Here is a 16,759-nt window from a genome sequence, read left to right as displayed (position 1 = left end):
ATTAAAATAAGTGGATTTACTAAGTCCGGCAGCACCCACTCCCTTGCAGCGGCTATCGAATGCCGACACTGAAAATGCTAGCGTACAGCTTTATGTAAAGCGAGATGACCTCATTCATCCGGCGGTTTCGGGCAACAAATGGCGGAAACTGAAATACAATCTGCTCGACGCACAAGCACGCGGCGAGCGGGCGGTGCTGACTTTCGGCGGTGCGTATTCCAACCATTTGTACGCAACCGCAGCGGCAGGCCGCGCGCTCGGCCTGGCCACCATTGGCATTGTAAGAGGGCTGGAACTAGAAGCCAAGGAAAACCCCACGCTCCGGTTTTGCCGGGAGCAGGGCATGGAGCTGCATTTCGTATCCAGGGCCGAGTACCGGCAAAAGGATTCGGTTGATTACCTCGCACAGCTTTCGGAAAGATTCGGCGCGCCCTACATTGTTCCCGAGGGCGGCACGACGCGCCTTGCCTTGCAGGGCGTAGCCGAAATGGTATCCGAAATCAAAGAGCAGCTCGGTGCAATGCCGGATTTCATAGCCACCGCTGCCGGAACGGGCGGCACCGCGGCGGGTATCCTCTCCGCCGGAGCCGATGTTCTCGCTTTTTCTGCATTAAAAGGCGGCGATTTTCTGGCTGACGACATTCGTCAGCAGCTGGATGGTTACACGCAATCAGGAACGCTTTCGTTGCTGACCGACTACCATTTCGGCGGTTATGCCAAATGGAATGAGGAACTGCTCGATTTCATGCACGACTTCGCAGCCGAATTCGACGTCCGGTTGGAGCAGGTTTACACGGCCAAAATGTTCTATGGCCTGTTTGATCTGATCAAAAGCGGGTGTTTTCAGCGGGGCACGACCATCGTGGCCGTGCATACCGGCGGGTTACAGGGAGCGCTCAGCGCGTAACGGCTACCATTTCTTCCTCACTGTTGGCCGGCTTGTTGGCCATAAACTCCTTGATCAGCTCCCGGTCGCCCGCGATCCAGAGCACATCCTGGTTTTCGATCACCATCGAAGAATCGGGGTTGAGAATGCGCTCGCCATTGCGTTCCAGCCCGACGATCATGCCGTGTGTCATTTCGCGGATCTGGCTGTCGCGGATGGTTTTGCCGCGGATATTATGGTGCGTTTTCACCTCCACGCGTTCCAGCACCACATTGTCCTCGTGCGCCATGTACACGTCGCCATTGGTATTCACCTCGATATGGCTCCGGAATATATCGAGCTGATCGTCCGTGCCGATGACTTCGATGCGGTCGCATGGGTAAAGTACTTCCGTGGGCCGCGGCAGATGGATCGTTTTGCTGCCCCGCTCGATTAGCACTACATTAATCCCGAAATTCTCCCGGATTTTGAGCTCTTGCAAGCTCTTGCCGATCAGGTTCGAGTCGGCGCTCACTTCCAGGAAAGCAAAATGAGCATCCCAGGGCAGGAGAATGCGCTTGGATTTGCCGCTTCCTTCGAGTTGGCGTGCATTGAGGTTTTGCAGGAACCGGTCTTCGATTTTGTGATAAAACTGTTGTAGCCGCTGGTAAAAAATGGCAAAGCCCAATATCATGATGCCGCCCGCCACCATGAAGGCGGTTTTGGTCGAGAAAAACGAGTTGAGCAGGAAGGCCATCAGGAGAATGGCGATGAATACCCGGGAAAGTTCAAGCAGGAGCAGCGGCCCGCGGCTGTATTTCCGGCTGAGCCAGATGGCCGAATAGGCTTTCCTGTTGCCTCTTTTAAATACCAAAGCCCACAAAAACGGCGAAATAAGCAGGAATGTAATGCCAAAAAGTACCGAATTGGTGATAAACGTCTCAGGCACGCGCGTGTGTAGCTGCTCGGCCAGCTGGCGCGACGACGCCAGGATAATGCCCACCACGACGACGGAGTTCAAAATCACTGTCTGGGCGTAGGATTTCAGGATTTCATTCCATTGAGTAGTTTGCGTGATGGTTTCGGTGCTGGTGCTGTACCGGTTGAGATAATGCCGCCATTTTTCGGGCAGGCGCCGGTCGAGCCATTCGTACAGGGGCTCGGACGCCTTCATCATGTAAGGCGTAGCAAACGTAGTGATCACCGAAACCCCGACGGCGATCGGGTAGAGGAACCCGCTCGTTACTTTCAGGGAAAGGCCCAGATTGGCAATAATGAAAGAAAACTCGCCGATTTGGGATAAACTCATGCCGGATTGCAGCGATTTTTTCAATGGCTGACCGGAGATAACCGCACCCAATGTGACGAACATCGTTTTGCCAAGTATCACTACGAGCACCAGAATTGCCGTCGGAACTGCGTATTCCAGCAAAAGGCCGGGGTTGATCAGCATCCCCACGGAAATGAAGAAAACGGCCCCGAAAAGGTCTTTTACGGGTTTAAGCAAATGCTCTATCTTCTCGGCGTGCGTCGTTTCGGCGAGGATAGAACCCATGATGAATGCGCCTAACGCAGCCGAAAAGCCCGCTTTGGTAACCAGAAAAACCATTCCGAAGCACAATGCCACCGAAGTGATCAGCACGCTTTCGTCGTTCATCAGATGCCGGTAGCGCCGAAGCAGGGTAGGGAACACGAAAATGCCGCCCAGGAACCAGATCGTCAGAAAAAAGAACAGTTTGAGGCTGGATTGGATGAGTTCAAAACCGGCAAACTGCTGGCTAAGCGAGAGCGTCGAAAGCAAGACCATAAGCAATACCGCCGTCAAATCCTCTATCACCAGTATGCCCATCACGACGCGGGTGAATTTCTGTGTTTTCAGCCCCAGCTCATCGAATGCGCGGAAAATGATGGTGGTGGAGGAAATGGCGATAATGCCACCTAGGAAAAGGCTGTCGGTTTTGCTCCAACCGAGCAGTTGCCCGGTTACAAAACCCGTGACGAGCATCATGGACACTTCAAACAAACCTGTAATAGCAGCCGTATTCCCGACTTTGACCAGTTTTTTGAAACTGAATTCCAGACCGAGGTTGAAGAGCAGGAATATCACGCCGATCTCGGCCCAGATCTCGATGGTTTTGATGTCGGTAATGGTGGGAAACAAATGGAAGTTAGGACCAACAAGTAATCCGGCCAGAATGTAACCCAACACGATAGGCTGCTTCAATTTCTTGAAGATTACGGTAATGATACCGGCCATCGTCAAAATGAGCGACAGGTCAATGATTAGTTGCGGAACGTGGGTCATGAAGGGAAAATCGTTGATGGAAAACTTTACTTAAGATCAATAAAATACAAAAAGCCTTCGACGAATCAAAGGCTTTTTGCGTATTATCTTATCTGATGGTTTAACCTACACTTCCTTCGAGGCTGATTTCCAGTAGTTTTTGAGCTTCTACGGCAAATTCCATCGGGAGTTGGTTTAATACTTCTTTAGCATATCCATTCACGATCAACGCAACCGCCTGCTCGGTAGGAATACCGCGCTGGTTGCAATAGAACAGAATGTCCTCGCCGATTTTCGAAGTGGTCGCTTCGTGTTCTACGGTGGCCGACGGGTTGTTCACCTCAATGTAAGGGAACGTGTGCGCGCCACATTTGTCGCCGAGCAACAGGGAGTCGCATTGCGAGAAGTTACGCGCTTTTTCCGCCTTCTTGAACACCTGCACCAATCCGCGGTAGGAGTTCTGGCTCTTTCCGGCTGAAATACCTTTGGAAACAATCCGGCTTTTGGTGTTTTTGCCAATGTGGATCATTTTGGTGCCGGTATCGGCTTGCTGCATGTTGTTGGTCACAGCTACCGAATAAAATTCACCGATCGAGTTGTCGCCTTTCAGGATTACCGAAGGATATTTCCAGGTAATCGCCGAGCCTGTTTCCACTTGCGTCCAGGAAATTTTAGAGTTCGGACCATCGCAAAGGCCGCGCTTCGTTACGAAGTTATAAATACCGCCTTTTCCGTCCTTATCGCCTGGATACCAGTTTTGTACGGTCGAATATTTGACGTTCGCATTGTCGTGTGCGAAAATTTCCACCACCGCAGCATGCAATTGGTTCTCGTCACGCATTGGCGCTGTACATCCTTCAAGGTAGCTCACGTGGCTGTCTTCGTCGCCGATGATCAGCGTTCTTTCGAACTGGCCTGTTCCCGCTGCATTGATACGGAAGTAGGTCGAAAGCTCCATTGGGCAGCGAACGCCTTTGGGAATGTAAACGAATGATCCGTCGGAGAACACGGCCGAGTTAAGCGCCGCGTAGTAATTATCCTTCGGCGGAACAACCGAGCCCAGGTATTTCTTCACCAGCTCCGGATGCTCACGGATCGCCTCGCTGATTGAGCAAAAAATAATGCCTTTTTCTTTCAGCGTATCCTTGAATGTCGTGAAAACCGACTCGGAGTCCATTACCGCGTCGACCGCGATGCCGGAGATCCTTTTTTGCTCGTTCAACGAAATCCCAAGGCGCTCGAATGTATTGCGCAGTTCCGGATCAATATCGTCGATGCTCTCGACAGCCTTCTTTTTCTTCGGTGCCGAGTAATATTTGATAGCCTGGAATTCGATGGGGGGATAGTGCACATTAGGCCACTTCGGCTCGTCCATAGTGAGCCACAAATGGTACGCTTTCAAACGCCATTGCAGCATCCACTCCGGCTCGTTCTTTTTGGCCGAGATGAACCTGACAATATCGTCGCTAAGGCCCGCAGGGGCCTCATCTGCCTCAATATCAGTTACAAAGCCATACTTGTATTCCGAACTGGTGATTTCCTCCAACAATTCTTCTTCTTTGCTCATAGTCGTAATAAAGTCACACTGTGTTTGCTAATATCCTAACACAGAGAAGTGGGATTGAGTTTAATCAGAGGGTCAAAAATACGCAAAATTGTGGAGATTCCGGCAGCTGGCGGAGGAAATAGGTTACGGGCTGCTAAAAACAGAAAAGACCCGCGGCGGCAGGTCTTTTCACATTTTTTGGTCGTAGCGGCAGCTTAAAGATATGCGCTGGACGAAAGGTAATTCTTCACATAATCATCAATGCCTTCTTCGAGCGTGCTGAACGGGCGGGTATATCCGATCGAGCGCAACTTGCTCATATTGGCCTGCGTAAAGTACTGATACTTGTCACGGATGTCGGCCGGGGTGTCGATAAACGAAATGTCCGGCGTTTTGCCCATGGCGTGGAATGTGTTCGTAACCAGGTCCTTGAAAGTCCGTGCCTTGCCGCTTCCGAGGTTATAAATGCCGGAGTTTTTGCGGTGGTGCATGAAGAAAATGCAAACGTCGATCAGGTCCTTTACGTAAATGAAGTCGCGCATTTGCTCGCCATCTTTGAAATCCGGGTTGTGCGAGCGGAAAAGCTTCATTTTTTCGGTGGCTTTGATTTGGTTAAAAGCATGGAAAATCACCGAGGCCATGCGTCCCTTATGGTATTCGTTCGGACCGTAAACGTTGAAGAATTTGAGGCCTGCCCAGAAAAACGGCTTCTTCTCCTGTGCCAGTGCCCATTTGTCAAACTCGTTTTTAGAATCTCCGTAAGGATTGAGGGGCTTCAACTGGCCGAGGGTCGCCTCGTTGTCGTCGTAGCCGTGCTCGCCGAGGCCATAAGTGGCCGCAGACGATGCGTACACGAGGGGAATCTGGTAAGCTACACACTTTTCCCAGATGCCTTTGGAATAATTTACATTCAGTTCATCAAAAATTCCTTTGTCGAACTCCGTGGTGTCGGTGCGGGCACCGATGTGGAAAATGAATTCCACGTCGCGGTTATTCGCATCCAGCCATTCGAAAAGTGCATTCCTTTCTACTTTTTCCTTGATGGTCTTTCCTTCGAGGTTTTCAGCCTTCTCGATTTTGGAAAAATCATCCACTGCAATAATGTTTTGAAAGCCGTCCTGATTGAGGCGGCTGATAAGCCCGCTGCCAATAAAGCCGGCTGCTCCTGTTACGATAATCATCGAGATTATATGTTTAACTGTAAAAAGAATGCCAGATAAGAGCAATGGAACGCGCCGATCTACTCTTAAATATTAAGTGCGAAATAGGATTTTTTTTAGTTATCCGCTTGTTAAGAAACAAAACTACGGATACAAGCTGTAATTTTGCACCAGAATTATCAAGTGGCAGGAAGTTTTATGATTTACGTAACAAGAAAAGAGCATTTCAATGCGGCGCACAGGCTTTATAACCCGGCGTGGAGTGAAGAGAAAAACCAGGAAGTGTTCGGCCCCTGTGCCAACAACAACTGGCATGGGCATAATTTTGAGTTGATTGTTACGGTAAAAGGCAAGCCTGACCCTGAAACCGGTTTCGTGATCGACCTGAAAGTGCTGGGCGATATCATGAAACGGCAGATCGTGGACAAGGTGGACCATAAGAACCTGAACCTCGATGTGGACTTCATGCAAGGCAAAATGGCCTCCTGCGAGATATTCGTGATGGAAATATGGAACATCCTGGCGCCGGCCATCGAACAGGCCGCTCCTAATGCGAAACTGCACTATATCAAGCTCATAGAAACACCGAAGAACTTCGTGGAGTACTACGGCGAGTAGCCGCAGCGCCAGCCGCCGACCCATAGCCGATTGCCTATGAAATATTACCTGATCGCCGGCGAACGCTCGGGCGACCTTCACGGCTCCAACCTGATCAAGGGCATCAGGGCCAACGATCCCGATGCCGAGTTTAGGGGTTGGGGCGGCGATATGATGGTGGCCGAGGGTATGCAGCTCGTCACGCATTACAAAGACACGGCGTTCATGGGGTTCCTGGAAGTGGTGATGAACCTCCGGACGATCACCGGCTTCCTCAAAAAATGCAAGGCGGACATCCTCGATTATCAGCCCGATGCATTGATCCTGATTGATTATCCGGGCTTCAACCTGCGCATTGCTTCATTCGCCAAGTCGCGGGGACTGAAAGTGTTTTACTACATTTCCCCCAAAGTATGGGCGTGGAACCAGAAGCGCGCCTGGAAAATCAAGGCGAACGTGGACCATATGTTCGTCATCTTCCCGTTTGAAATAGATTTTTACAAAGAATACGACTATGACGTCGACTACGTGGGCAACCCGCTCATGGACGCCATCGCGGCATTCACGCCCGACCCCGCATTTCGGACGAAGCACGGTCTCGACGACCGGCCCATTATCGCCCTGCTCCCCGGCAGCCGCAGGCAGGAAATCACCGGCATGCTCAACACGATGCTTACCACGCAGAAGCATTTTCCGGGGTATCAATATGTAATCGCGGGTGTTAAAAACCTGCCTTCGGAATTGTACGATCACTACTTATCCAGCGGCAAGGCGACCATCGTTTATGAAAGCACTTACGACCTCCTTTCCGTAGCAGACGCGGCACTTGTAACCTCGGGTACCGCCACTTTGGAAACTGCATTGCTCAAAGTGCCGGAAGTTGTTTGCTACCGCACCAGCGCCATTTCCTACGCATTGGCCAAGCGGCTGATCCGCATTCCGTTCATTTCGCTGGTGAATTTGATTTTGGAAAAAGAGGCGGTTAGGGAGCTGATCCAGGATGAGTTGAATGAGAGGAACCTTGTCTTGGAATTGCAGCGCATTCTTCCCGGCGGTGAGCAGCACGAGAAGCAAATGCAGGATTACCAGCAGCTTGCGAAGCTGGTTGGCGGCCCGGGAGCTTCCGAGCGGACGGGGGGATTGATCGTTAAATATCTCCGATAACTTACCAAAGTCGTTTCTGACTCTTCGAGGAGTGGGTTGCCTCGATTAAACAGATTAGAGTGTGTGTGTCCAATAAGTATCTCATTTACATATAGTCTTCAAAATCTTCCAGCGGTTCGTCGAAGTCAGGTGCCATGATATACTTTCCCTTATGAAGCCCGAACTGTCGAGGCGGCAGCTTTCCTCCATGTTGGTCCAAAAGTCGCTGACGTGCCTCGTTTTTTAACGAAATAATATACTCTTATGCCTTTTCCTGCAAATCCTCCGGAAGTGACATAAAAGCTGCCATTATCATTGCTGAGCTCATAAGTTTTTCAGTTTTTACCAAATTTAACCAAAAGAAAAATCACTCCAAAATGCCCTAACCGTTGGATAATACGTAGGCTCCTACGTATATTTGAACTCGAATTTTAACGTCGTAGGAAATGAACATCTTCAATGAAGTAGGAGCCCTGGCTATCTCTACCCGACTGCAACGCCTGAGCGACCAGTTTCGCAAGGACGGCGTGCTCATTTATCAGCATAACGGTATCAGTTTCGAGCCGAAATGGTTTCCGATTGTTTATGCACTGCATGCGAAAGGGGCGCTGGGGATCATGGAGCTTTCAGAGGAAATCGGGTATGCACATCCTTCCACGATTACGCTTTTAAAGGAACTGGAAAAGGAAGGGCTGGTGGAATCGTTCAGGGACGCGCGCGACACGAGGAAGCGAATGGTCCGGCTCACAAAGAAGGCCAACAAGCTCGTGGCGCAAATGCAGCCCGTTTGGGAGAAAATCCGCAAAACAGCCGAACAAATTATCGATAATGCCAATCACCTGTTACAAGCCATGGACGAAACAGAGTACCAATTGAAAAAAGAAGGGTTTTTTGAGCGCTACAAACGGATGGAAAATGAGGAAACCAATGCCGCAATCCGCATTGTGGATTACCAACCGGAGTATGCAAAGGCATTTTACGACCTCAATTACGCCTGGATTTCGGAAACCTATGAAGTGGAACCGGAAGATGAAAAGACGCTTTCAGATCCCGAAACCTACTATTTGAAAGACGGCGGAGCCATCCTGATCGCATTGTACGGCGACGAGCCCGTCGGTACCTGTGCATTAAAACGCAATGGAGATGTAGTGGAAATGAGCAAAATGACGGTTTCAAAAAGCATGCGGGGCAAGAAGATCGGCGATCTGCTGGGTAATGCGGTGATCGACAAAGCGCGGGAGCTGGGTGCTGCCAAGGTAATTCTGTACTCGAACCGCAAAGGCTCGGCGGCAGGGATTAATCTTTACAAAAAGCTCGGTTTTGCAGAAGTGCCTCTTATCGGGCATAACTTTAAGCGGGCGGATATTAAAATGGAGCTGGTGTTAAGCTAACTGAAAATTTCTTTTAAATCGATTGTGAGGTCGGGGAATGTGACGGAATGGAGGACCTCAGTTGCAGGTTTGGAATCAATGTATTTACCGTTAGTGCTGAGCGTGAATAGCAATACGTTTTGATAGGCGGGTTGGACAATCCAATATTCTCTGACACCACTTTCCTGGTATAAATCGAACTTATTGTGTAGTTCAGTCTTCGAATAGTCCGGGAGAAGAATTTCGATAACCAATTCCGGCGCTCCTATGCATCCACGTTCGTCAAGTTTTGATTCTTCACAAACACAGATGTCTGGTTGCACGACGGAGAGGACGTCTTCATCTGCCGTGCTTTGATCTTTCCCCGGCAGGCGTACGTCAAATGGAGCGGATAGAAGGATTAATTGTCGACTTTTGAAATATTCAAATAATCTCAAACAGAATCTGCCTAAGATGCACTGATGTAGCGTGCCAGGCGAAGATACCATCTTGTAAATCCTACCATGGATTAGCTCCACGCGTTCATGAAATTCCCATTGGTATTAATCCGCGTATGTGTAGGTTCCATTTAGATCCAGCTGGCTAATGTGTGTTATGGGAGCTTGCATACGTGGCGTTATTTGTCGCAAATCTAGTCCAGTACGCCTGTAAGTCAACGGCAAATGTCCGATGTACAATACTCAATGAGCAACCGGCAGCTGTTAATTATCAAGTCTTCCGTTTCTTCTTCCTGGCCGAAGGAAACAGCACGTTGTTCAATATCAGCCGGTAACCGGGGGAATTGGGGTAGAGGTTGAGGTCGGTGGGCATGCGGCGGCCGCCTCCGCCGCGGCCTTCGGGATCGTGGCCGCCGTAGAAGGTCCATTGACCACGGCCGAGTTCGCCGTAAATGTAACGGTCGGAAGTGCTGCTGGTACCCATCACGAGCGAGCTCGGTTTGACGGTGTATTTTGAGAATGCGGTGGTTTGCCCGAAAAATTCGCGGATCAGATGCTCGTGGTTTTGCACCAGCATGGCCGGAATGACGTCCCATTTGGCCGAAAAGTCGAAAAGGGAGAAGTATGCATCGTTTTCGCCCCAGCCGCGGTATCGGCCCGCTGCCGAGTTGATGTCCGAAAAGTTCATCCCGTCATATTCGTCGAGTTGCAGTTTGAAGTTGTAAAACGCGAAGGTTTTGTCGAAATCTAGCCTGGACTGGGCGTCGGGGTCGATGCCGTCGCCGTCGAGGTTGTCCACAATGTCGATACCTTCGGCTGCCAGCGCAATGTCGAACGTTTCCGCTCCGGAGCACATCGCGAACAGAAATCCGCCGCCCGCGCAAAACTCTTTAATGGCCTTCGCGACGGCGAGTTTCATTTTAGGAACTTTGGAATACCCGTACCGGTTGGCGATGGCTTCCTGCGCTTTGATGTCGGCCTCGCTCGTGCGGCGAAGGTTTTTGCCGAATTGCCCTGTGAAATCTTCGTGGTGCAAATGCAGCCAGTCGTATTTGGGCAGGTCGCCGCGCAGGATTTCCTCGTCGTAGATCACTTCGAAAGGGATTTCGGCGTATTTGAGCACGAGCAGTACGGCGTCGGTATTCTCGAACTCGGCCGGACTGATCTTGATCGGAGAATACACCGCAATTTTTGCCGCTTTAAACAGCTTTACCACATCCATGTTTACATTGGGATTGCTGATCTCGCTCACGATCTGCGCGCTCGCGGCCTCGGACAGAACTTCGTAGGCAACCGCCCTCAGTTTGCATTCATTTTCAATGGATTTGGAGTACTGCACCTTAAAACTGCCGCCGCGGTAATTGAGCAGCCATTCCACTTCCACATCCCCTTTCAGCAGAATGTAGGCCAGTCCGTAGGCTTTCAAATGGTTCGTTTGGGCATTATCCATCGGGATGAGGATCTGGTTTGCGAGGCAGATTTGCGACAGGAAAACCAACACGAGCGGTAGAATCTTTCTCAGCATAGCCAGAAATGTTTGAAGTCCGAAGCTGCATCGTCAGGGGAGGTGTATCAAATTTAACGAATAATCATCATTTTAGGTAGCTGAAAATGAGGTTTTTGTATGGCCCGCAGGCTTTTCAAGGCCCGGCTGGCATTTCCGCTCGGAAATCATTCATTTGCTGGCTATTTTTGGAATATACGTTTATTCAACTTAGTCATGACCGAAACACAAGTCCTGAATTACGCGCTCAATCAGTTTGCAGGCATCGACGCGGAGGCGTTCGAACTATCGGCGCCGTACTGGCAGCGGAAGACCTACGGCAAAGGGGAGTTTTACAACGAGTATAAAAACGTTTGCAAGTACCTGGGCTTCATTCTTGACGGCGTGTTCCGCACCTATTACATCGATGAAGAATCGGCAGAGGAGAAGAATGTATTTTTCTTTTCAAAAAACCAGGTCGTGGTGGCGTATAAAAGCTTCGTGACGCAAACGCCGTGCAGCTATTACACCGAGTCGATGACGGGCGCGACGGTGCTTTACATTCACGTCAACCACCTGAACGAGCTTTATGCCAAGTCGCACCATTGGGAGCGGTTCGGGCGGCTGGTCGCGGAAACCGCATTTAACCTGGCCATGAACCGCGCCGAGGAGTTCATGTTCCGCACGCCCGAGCAGCGCTATCTCGAACTGATCCGTAACCATCCCGATATTTTTAGCAATGTTCCCTTGTACCATATCGCCTCATACTTAGGCATTCAGGCTCCTTCGCTGAGCCGGATAAGGAAAAGAATGGTGGGCAAATGACGATCTTAACTTCGGTTAAGAATATAGTCGGCTAACGTGCTGAATTTTGTCATGTTCAAAGATTGAACGAGACGAAAAATCAACTTTTAACCGATAGAAATCATGAAAGCCAATAACACCAAAACCGTCGTTTTTGTAACAGGTGCATTTGTAAGCCACAATGGCTGGGACCAATGGAAAGCCTATTTTGAAAACCAGGGATACACCACCTATGCGCCTGCCTGGCCCCACAAAGATGCCCCCGCTGCCGAGCTGAGAGACAGACAACCGAATGATACCGCGCTGGCCGGTCTCACATTTAAAGAGCTGGTCGACCATTATGCCAATTTCATCAAAGCATTACCCGAAAAACCGATTATCATCGGGCACTCGCTCGGCGGGCTGATCACCCAGATCCTGATCAACCGCGACCTGGGCGTTGCCGGTATCGCCATCCACCCCGTTCCGCCGCAAGGTGTGATCCCCTACGAATTCTCGTTCCTGAAAGCGGGTTATAAAGTGTTCGGATTGTTTACCTCATTGAAAAAAACATATCTGATGTCGCTCGCCGACTGGCAATATGCCTTCACCAACGGCATGACGCTGGAAGAGCAAATGCAAACCTGGGAAGAAAACGTGATCCCTGAATCCAAAACGGTAGCGCGCGGCGGTATTACTTCCGCAGCCCGGGTGGATTTTAAAAAAGCGCACGCGCCATTGCTGATCACGTCAGGCGAGTTCGACAACATTATTCCCGCGTCGCTGAACCTCCGCAACTTCAAAGCCTACAAACAAAACGGCTCTGTGACAGATTACAAAGAATTCCCCGGCCGCAACCACTACGTGTTAGGCCAACCCACGTGGAAAGAGGATGCCGATTACATCCTCGACTGGATCAGCAAACACTGAAACCGCTTCCACCCGGCGCAGCGGCCGCCGTTGAGGTGGAAAATGGTTCCAGAATATACGTCACGAAAAGCGGATTACATGCTTGAAAGGCGTAAACCCGGTGAGAAAAACAGTAGGCGCTTCCATCGCCGGCAGGGCTCCCCGCAATGCGATGTTCTTGTGCAATGCCAGTCCCGGACCGAAAGTGATCGTATCTCCGCCCATTTCATAAGAGCCGGTTGCCTCTTTCAGTAACCATGCATCTTTGGTGTTTTCAATTTTGGAAACACCTTTGAGCGTTCCGCCCGGCCTGAAAATCAGTTCCAATGCAGCCGGCACCCGCTCGGTACCATTCGTTACCACCTCTATTTCCATCCCGCCGGAGGTTTCACGGATCATGACTTTGGTTTCCAGAATCTGCACCTCGCTCTGCGGCCTGAAATTCCGAGGCATCTTCTCCCAGTCGCCGTCAGGAGCAATGGATTCTTTGGGGTAGGGTTGAAAATACGGCCCGTCGAGCTTTTGTGTGAGCACCCATTCCTTGCCATTTTCAGCAATCTTCTCCGATTGAAACTGTCCTTTTCCAAAAAATGACGACGCAAACCGCACGCCTTGCAGCACCGCATTGCCTTTCATGAACGTAAACCAAACCGGGTTGTTGGCGATCAGGGTGCTGTCCCAGCTGTCGCGGCGAATGCGGACGAGGCCGGAGTTCGGGAAGGTTTTGACATAATTCACGGGTAGCGGTTTATCCGCCGGCAGCTCCTTCCAGAGCGACGGGTCCGTGAGCAGGTAATCCAGAAATCCTGCTGTTTTGAGCCCCGCTGTTTTCTCAATCAGTCTGCACATGGCTGCATATTGCCCGTTTCCGTCCCGTAGCGCGAAAAAGCGGTAAGGATAATAGTAGTTTTCCAACGTGCCCACAATGGCCTTATCCTGCCTGCCCGAAGCGTCGGTCACGATTTCGCCGTTGGGATGTAGGTAATACATGGTCATATCGAGGTTTTTGCGGACTGCGTCGAAGAGTTCCGGCTTATTGAGCCTCTTGCCGATTGTAATGAGCAGGCGGTCGGTGAGGGAGGAGTAAATGAACGTACTTTTCTCATTGTACTGCCCGTCCCGGTCGATGTCGATATGCTCGGCGAGCCATTGTTCCGCCCGCGCCACGTATTTGGGGTTTGGCCAGAGCTCGTTCAGTTTCATAAGCGCGGCCGACACTACCCAGCGGTGGTTGGGCGTATGAATGCCGCCGACGCTCAGCGCATCGCCTGCCCGCAGAAGGAAGGTTTTCAGGTTAGCAAGCATTTTCGGAGCGCCTTCCGTTCCCGATTTTTCGATCAGGACATAGGCCATGGTAAGGCGTTTGACCAAAAATCCCGTATCGGGCGTAGAATGGAAATTGGTCGAAAGCAGGTCTATCGTGCCGTCCTGATGCTGCGTTTTTATAAGGTAAGAAGCCGCCAGGTCCATGTCGGCGAGCAGTTCCCTCGATTGGTGGAATTTGGAAGAAGGGGAAAACAGGCCGCTTGCGCCCCATTGGATCAATGCCGAAGTGCTGTGCGGGTTCAGCAGGTCGAAACCGTCGCGCACGCCGCCCAGGTCGGGGCTTTTGGAATCTTTCACCTGCAAGTTTTGCAGGGATTCGATGGCTTTGTCGGCCTGCTTCACCAGTGCCCGGAGCCATTCCGGCATCTGGTCCGCCCGGCTCGGAACAATGCCCGCCGCCGGGATTACGGGTAATGCACACAAGGTAAGCGCACTGTTTTTCACGAATTGTCTTCTGTCCATGAAGGTTGGGTTAGGTATTTAGCCTGGAAAAGAAACAAAACGTGCTGTGTTACTTGAAACTAACTGGGATGTATATCGATAAATGTCGGTCCGCTTACGAATTACATGATCGGGCAATGCGCGGTTTTAGTTATATTTAATATTAAAATGACATTAGGGTTGCAACGGTTACAACAACGCAGTTGTCACTATTAGAAGACAAGCTATTTCGATTATTTTTGTCGGATTTTTTTGAATAATATATTTTGGAATGACCAACTGAATGCCGGTTACTGAATGAAAACAACTGTACTTCGCAATTTGAGTCTGGGATATCTGCTGCTGCCAAACCTGATTTTTTCAATCAGCTGGTTCAGAATGCCCATTTCTGTGTGTCTGGCCGTGGGGCTTGCGTTTATGTTCGTGATCAGCTACCAACGTGAAAAGACACTGAAAACCGACCTGGCCACGCGGCACATGGTCGAGATCGCCTTTATTTCGCTCGCCATCATCGCTTTTTCGGGCATCGGCGGCTTATGTTTCCAGGCTTTCGACTTTTGGGCGCATAATTCAAAATATTACACGCTCTACAACCAGTCGTGGCCGGTGCTTTTTAAGGAAAATGGCCGCTATGCATGCCATTACTTCGGTTTCTTCCTCGTTCCTGCGCTTATTTCCAAGGGTTTGGGGCAGCCCTCGGGCATTGCATTGTACCTCTGGGCTTCGATAGGCCTTTTCATCGGCATTTGCTGGATATTCATTTTTACCCAAAGGAGCTACCTCGCGCTGATTTTCTTCCTTTCGCTCGGAGGGGTCGGCCATGTCTGTAAAGTGCTCTTTCTGCGCGCGATCGGCCTTAATTACCACGTGCCGCCGTTTTTCACGGAAATATGGCCGGTGCTGTACCAAACCCAATGGGCGCCCAACCAGCTCATTCCGATCATTATCGTTTCATGCATTCTTTTCAACGATTATGTGTATGTCAAAAAGCCCGAAAAAAGCTTTCTGGCCGTCATTTCGATCTTCATCTGGGGGATTTTCCCATCGATCGTTTTCGTGATCATTTTTGGGATGCTGATTATCCTGCGGTATTATAAAGAGCCGGAGTATTTCCTCAAACCCAGGCCCATGCTCGACCTTTTCGTGCCGGGGCTGCTGTTTATACCCACATTCTTTTTCTTTTTACAGGGCCGGAGTTCGGTCGTGTCCGGTTTCATCTGGCAGTTCAACCCGCTGAACGAAATCGCATTCCACTACTTTTTTGGGGTGGTGATCGACCTCGCGGTGCTGTATGGGATCGTCCTCATTCTCAGGCTGCACAAAAGCCAGTACGCGAATGTCATCCACAGTTTGTTCCTCCTGCTGATCGCCATTTCACTTTTCCGGATGGGCAAATGGAACGACTGGTTCCTGCGCGGCAGCACGCCCGTGCTCACATTGCTGTCGCTTTTTATCCTGCACCGGTTTGCCGAATGGGTCAAGGAACACCCCGGCTGGTACAAAATGCGTGTTGCGTATCCGATCGTCATTTTCCTGGTACTCGGCCTGGTGGTTCCTATATCGCACCTCAAACGCGCATTGACCGAAAATGTGGTTACCCACACGCTTTTCCCTGATAAAGTGAAATTTACCCCTTATCCGTACGACCAGTACGAGGATTTCTACCAGCTCGGCAAGGCTATTTACTCACAACAGGAAGCCAATCAGTTTGTCGGTCAGGAAGGATCATTTTACGAGCTCTACCTCGCCCGACCGTTAGACGCCGACGGCTCGGCACTTGGCGGACGCGGCGCAACAATGGGCAGCAGGCCCTAAACGCACTCTTCTTACCGGCGGGGCGGCGTGCCGTTCAGCTTCTTCCAGATCCACATGAGCAGGAGTAATGGAGACATGATAAGCGTCGTAAGTACCGTAGCAATGCCGAGGATGCCGGCAAACACGATACGCAGGAAGGCGGTAAAAAAATTATTCATGCAAAAAGAGGAGGAGTGTTTGTTGTAAAATTAATTTCACCGCGGTTACAAAGTGGGGAAAATAGATTCTAGGGCTTGTAGAAGCGGTGCTACTATTTTAAGTTTGGGTCGTCGTGGAAATTCTATAAATCATTAAATTATATCCCAAAATAAGCATATTTTCTTGTAGTGGCACAGTTATTTTTTTATCTTTGGTAAGAAAGATTATCCAATAAATAATTGCATTAGTATGAACTTCTTATCGAACCTAGTTGGATATTCCGGGAAGTTATTTTTTGCAACTATTATGTTTTTCGCAATGATTATTTCGACTGTTGTTTCCCTGCCGTTCATAGGTGCAGGAATGATCAAGGATGCAATTAATGCACATCAACATCATCACGCTGAGGAAAGCGATCTGATAGACGAGTATAGCGATTACTAATATATAACAACCGGAAGC

15 protein-coding genes are annotated in these 16,759 nt (G+C 50.2%); 7 read left to right on the top strand and 8 right to left on the bottom strand.

From position 1 onward, the window contains the following. Positions 1-10: 10 nt before the first annotated feature. Positions 11-907: a 1-aminocyclopropane-1-carboxylate deaminase/D-cysteine desulfhydrase gene (locus DFER_RS12725; RefSeq protein WP_041735055.1), complete on the top strand. Its 897-nt coding sequence runs from the start codon at positions 11-13 to the stop codon at positions 905-907. Here DFER_RS12725 and DFER_RS12720 read toward each other — a convergent pair. The 3 genes from DFER_RS12720 to rfaD form a co-directional block, all read right to left on the bottom strand. Beyond that, complete coding sequence (locus DFER_RS12720; protein ID WP_015812043.1) at positions 897-3,170, bottom strand: monovalent cation:proton antiporter family protein; 2,274 nt, start codon at positions 3,168-3,170, stop codon at positions 897-899. The two genes, DFER_RS12725 and DFER_RS12720, sit on opposite strands and share 11 nt — an antisense overlap. A 100-nt stretch (positions 3,171-3,270) precedes the next feature. Continuing rightward, the gene (gene sufB, locus DFER_RS12715) at positions 3,271-4,716 is read right to left on the bottom strand and encodes a Fe-S cluster assembly protein SufB (RefSeq protein WP_015812042.1); all 1,446 of its coding nucleotides are present in this window, start codon (positions 4,714-4,716) and stop codon (positions 3,271-3,273) included. 194 nt (positions 4,717-4,910) lie between these two features. Further along, complete coding sequence (rfaD, locus tag DFER_RS12710) at positions 4,911-5,876, bottom strand: ADP-glyceromanno-heptose 6-epimerase (RefSeq protein WP_015812041.1); 966 nt, start codon at positions 5,874-5,876, stop codon at positions 4,911-4,913. A gap of 177 nt (positions 5,877-6,053) precedes the next feature. Here rfaD and DFER_RS12705 point away from each other — a divergent pair, with 177 nt between their 5' ends. Together DFER_RS12705 and lpxB are read left to right on the top strand one after the other, a co-directional pair. After that, a complete protein-coding gene (locus DFER_RS12705) occupies positions 6,054-6,473 on the top strand; it encodes a 6-pyruvoyl trahydropterin synthase family protein (RefSeq protein ID WP_015812040.1) in 420 nt (139 codons plus the stop codon). A 36-nt stretch (positions 6,474-6,509) separates the two neighbouring features. Next, the gene (lpxB, locus tag DFER_RS12700) at positions 6,510-7,616 is read left to right on the top strand and encodes a lipid-A-disaccharide synthase (protein ID WP_015812039.1); all 1,107 of its coding nucleotides are present in this window, start codon (positions 6,510-6,512) and stop codon (positions 7,614-7,616) included. Positions 7,617-7,701: 85 nt separating this feature from the next. Here lpxB and DFER_RS30910 read toward each other — a convergent pair whose 3' ends face one another. Then, positions 7,702-7,815 (bottom strand): DUF2281 domain-containing protein, encoded by a 114-nt coding sequence (locus DFER_RS30910; RefSeq protein ID WP_222837332.1) that lies wholly within the window; start codon positions 7,813-7,815, stop codon positions 7,702-7,704. 226 nt (positions 7,816-8,041) lie between these two features. On the opposite strand from DFER_RS30910, the gene DFER_RS12695 reads away from it, so the two are divergent. Then, positions 8,042-8,986 carry a bifunctional helix-turn-helix transcriptional regulator/GNAT family N-acetyltransferase gene (locus DFER_RS12695; protein ID WP_015812038.1) on the top strand — a complete coding sequence of 315 codons (945 nt, stop codon included), beginning with the start codon at positions 8,042-8,044 and terminating at the stop codon, positions 8,984-8,986. Here DFER_RS12695 and DFER_RS12690 read toward each other — a convergent pair. Beyond that, complete coding sequence (locus DFER_RS12690; RefSeq protein WP_229206241.1) at positions 8,983-9,453, bottom strand: Uma2 family endonuclease; 471 nt, start codon at positions 9,451-9,453, stop codon at positions 8,983-8,985. The genes DFER_RS12695 and DFER_RS12690 overlap by 4 nt on opposite strands. Positions 9,454-9,673: 220 nt before the next feature. After that, positions 9,674-10,927 (bottom strand): hypothetical protein, encoded by a 1,254-nt coding sequence (locus DFER_RS12685; RefSeq protein ID WP_015812037.1) that lies wholly within the window; start codon positions 10,925-10,927, stop codon positions 9,674-9,676. Between the two features lie 195 nt (positions 10,928-11,122). Here DFER_RS12685 and DFER_RS12680 point away from each other — a divergent pair, with 195 nt between their 5' ends. Then, the gene (locus DFER_RS12680) at positions 11,123-11,710 is read left to right on the top strand and encodes a Crp/Fnr family transcriptional regulator (protein ID WP_041736426.1); all 588 of its coding nucleotides are present in this window, start codon (positions 11,123-11,125) and stop codon (positions 11,708-11,710) included. A 102-nt stretch (positions 11,711-11,812) separates the two neighbouring features. Beyond that, complete coding sequence (locus tag DFER_RS12675) at positions 11,813-12,598, top strand: alpha/beta hydrolase (RefSeq protein ID WP_015812035.1); 786 nt, start codon at positions 11,813-11,815, stop codon at positions 12,596-12,598. Positions 12,599-12,658: 60 nt separating this feature from the next. Here DFER_RS12675 and DFER_RS12670 read toward each other — a convergent pair whose 3' ends face one another. Then, positions 12,659-14,365, bottom strand: coding sequence for a hypothetical protein (locus tag DFER_RS12670; protein ID WP_015812034.1), 1,707 nt, complete (start codon positions 14,363-14,365; stop codon positions 12,659-12,661). A gap of 276 nt (positions 14,366-14,641) precedes the next feature. On the opposite strand from DFER_RS12670, the gene DFER_RS12665 reads away from it, so the two are divergent. Next, positions 14,642-16,159 (top strand): hypothetical protein, encoded by a 1,518-nt coding sequence (locus DFER_RS12665; protein WP_015812033.1) that lies wholly within the window; start codon positions 14,642-14,644, stop codon positions 16,157-16,159. A gap of 11 nt (positions 16,160-16,170) precedes the next feature. On the opposite strand, the gene DFER_RS30125 is transcribed toward DFER_RS12665, so the two are convergent. Next, a complete protein-coding gene (locus DFER_RS30125; RefSeq protein WP_015812032.1) occupies positions 16,171-16,317 on the bottom strand; it encodes a hypothetical protein in 147 nt (48 codons plus the stop codon). Positions 16,318-16,759 lie beyond the last annotated feature (442 nt).

Origin of the sequence: Dyadobacter fermentans DSM 18053, assembly GCF_000023125.1 — a bacterium.
GTDB classification, from domain to species: domain Bacteria; phylum Bacteroidota; class Bacteroidia; order Cytophagales; family Spirosomataceae; genus Dyadobacter; species Dyadobacter fermentans.
The sequence above is the reverse complement of the archived record's forward strand: the minus strand, read 5'-3'. Positions and strand labels throughout refer to the sequence as shown.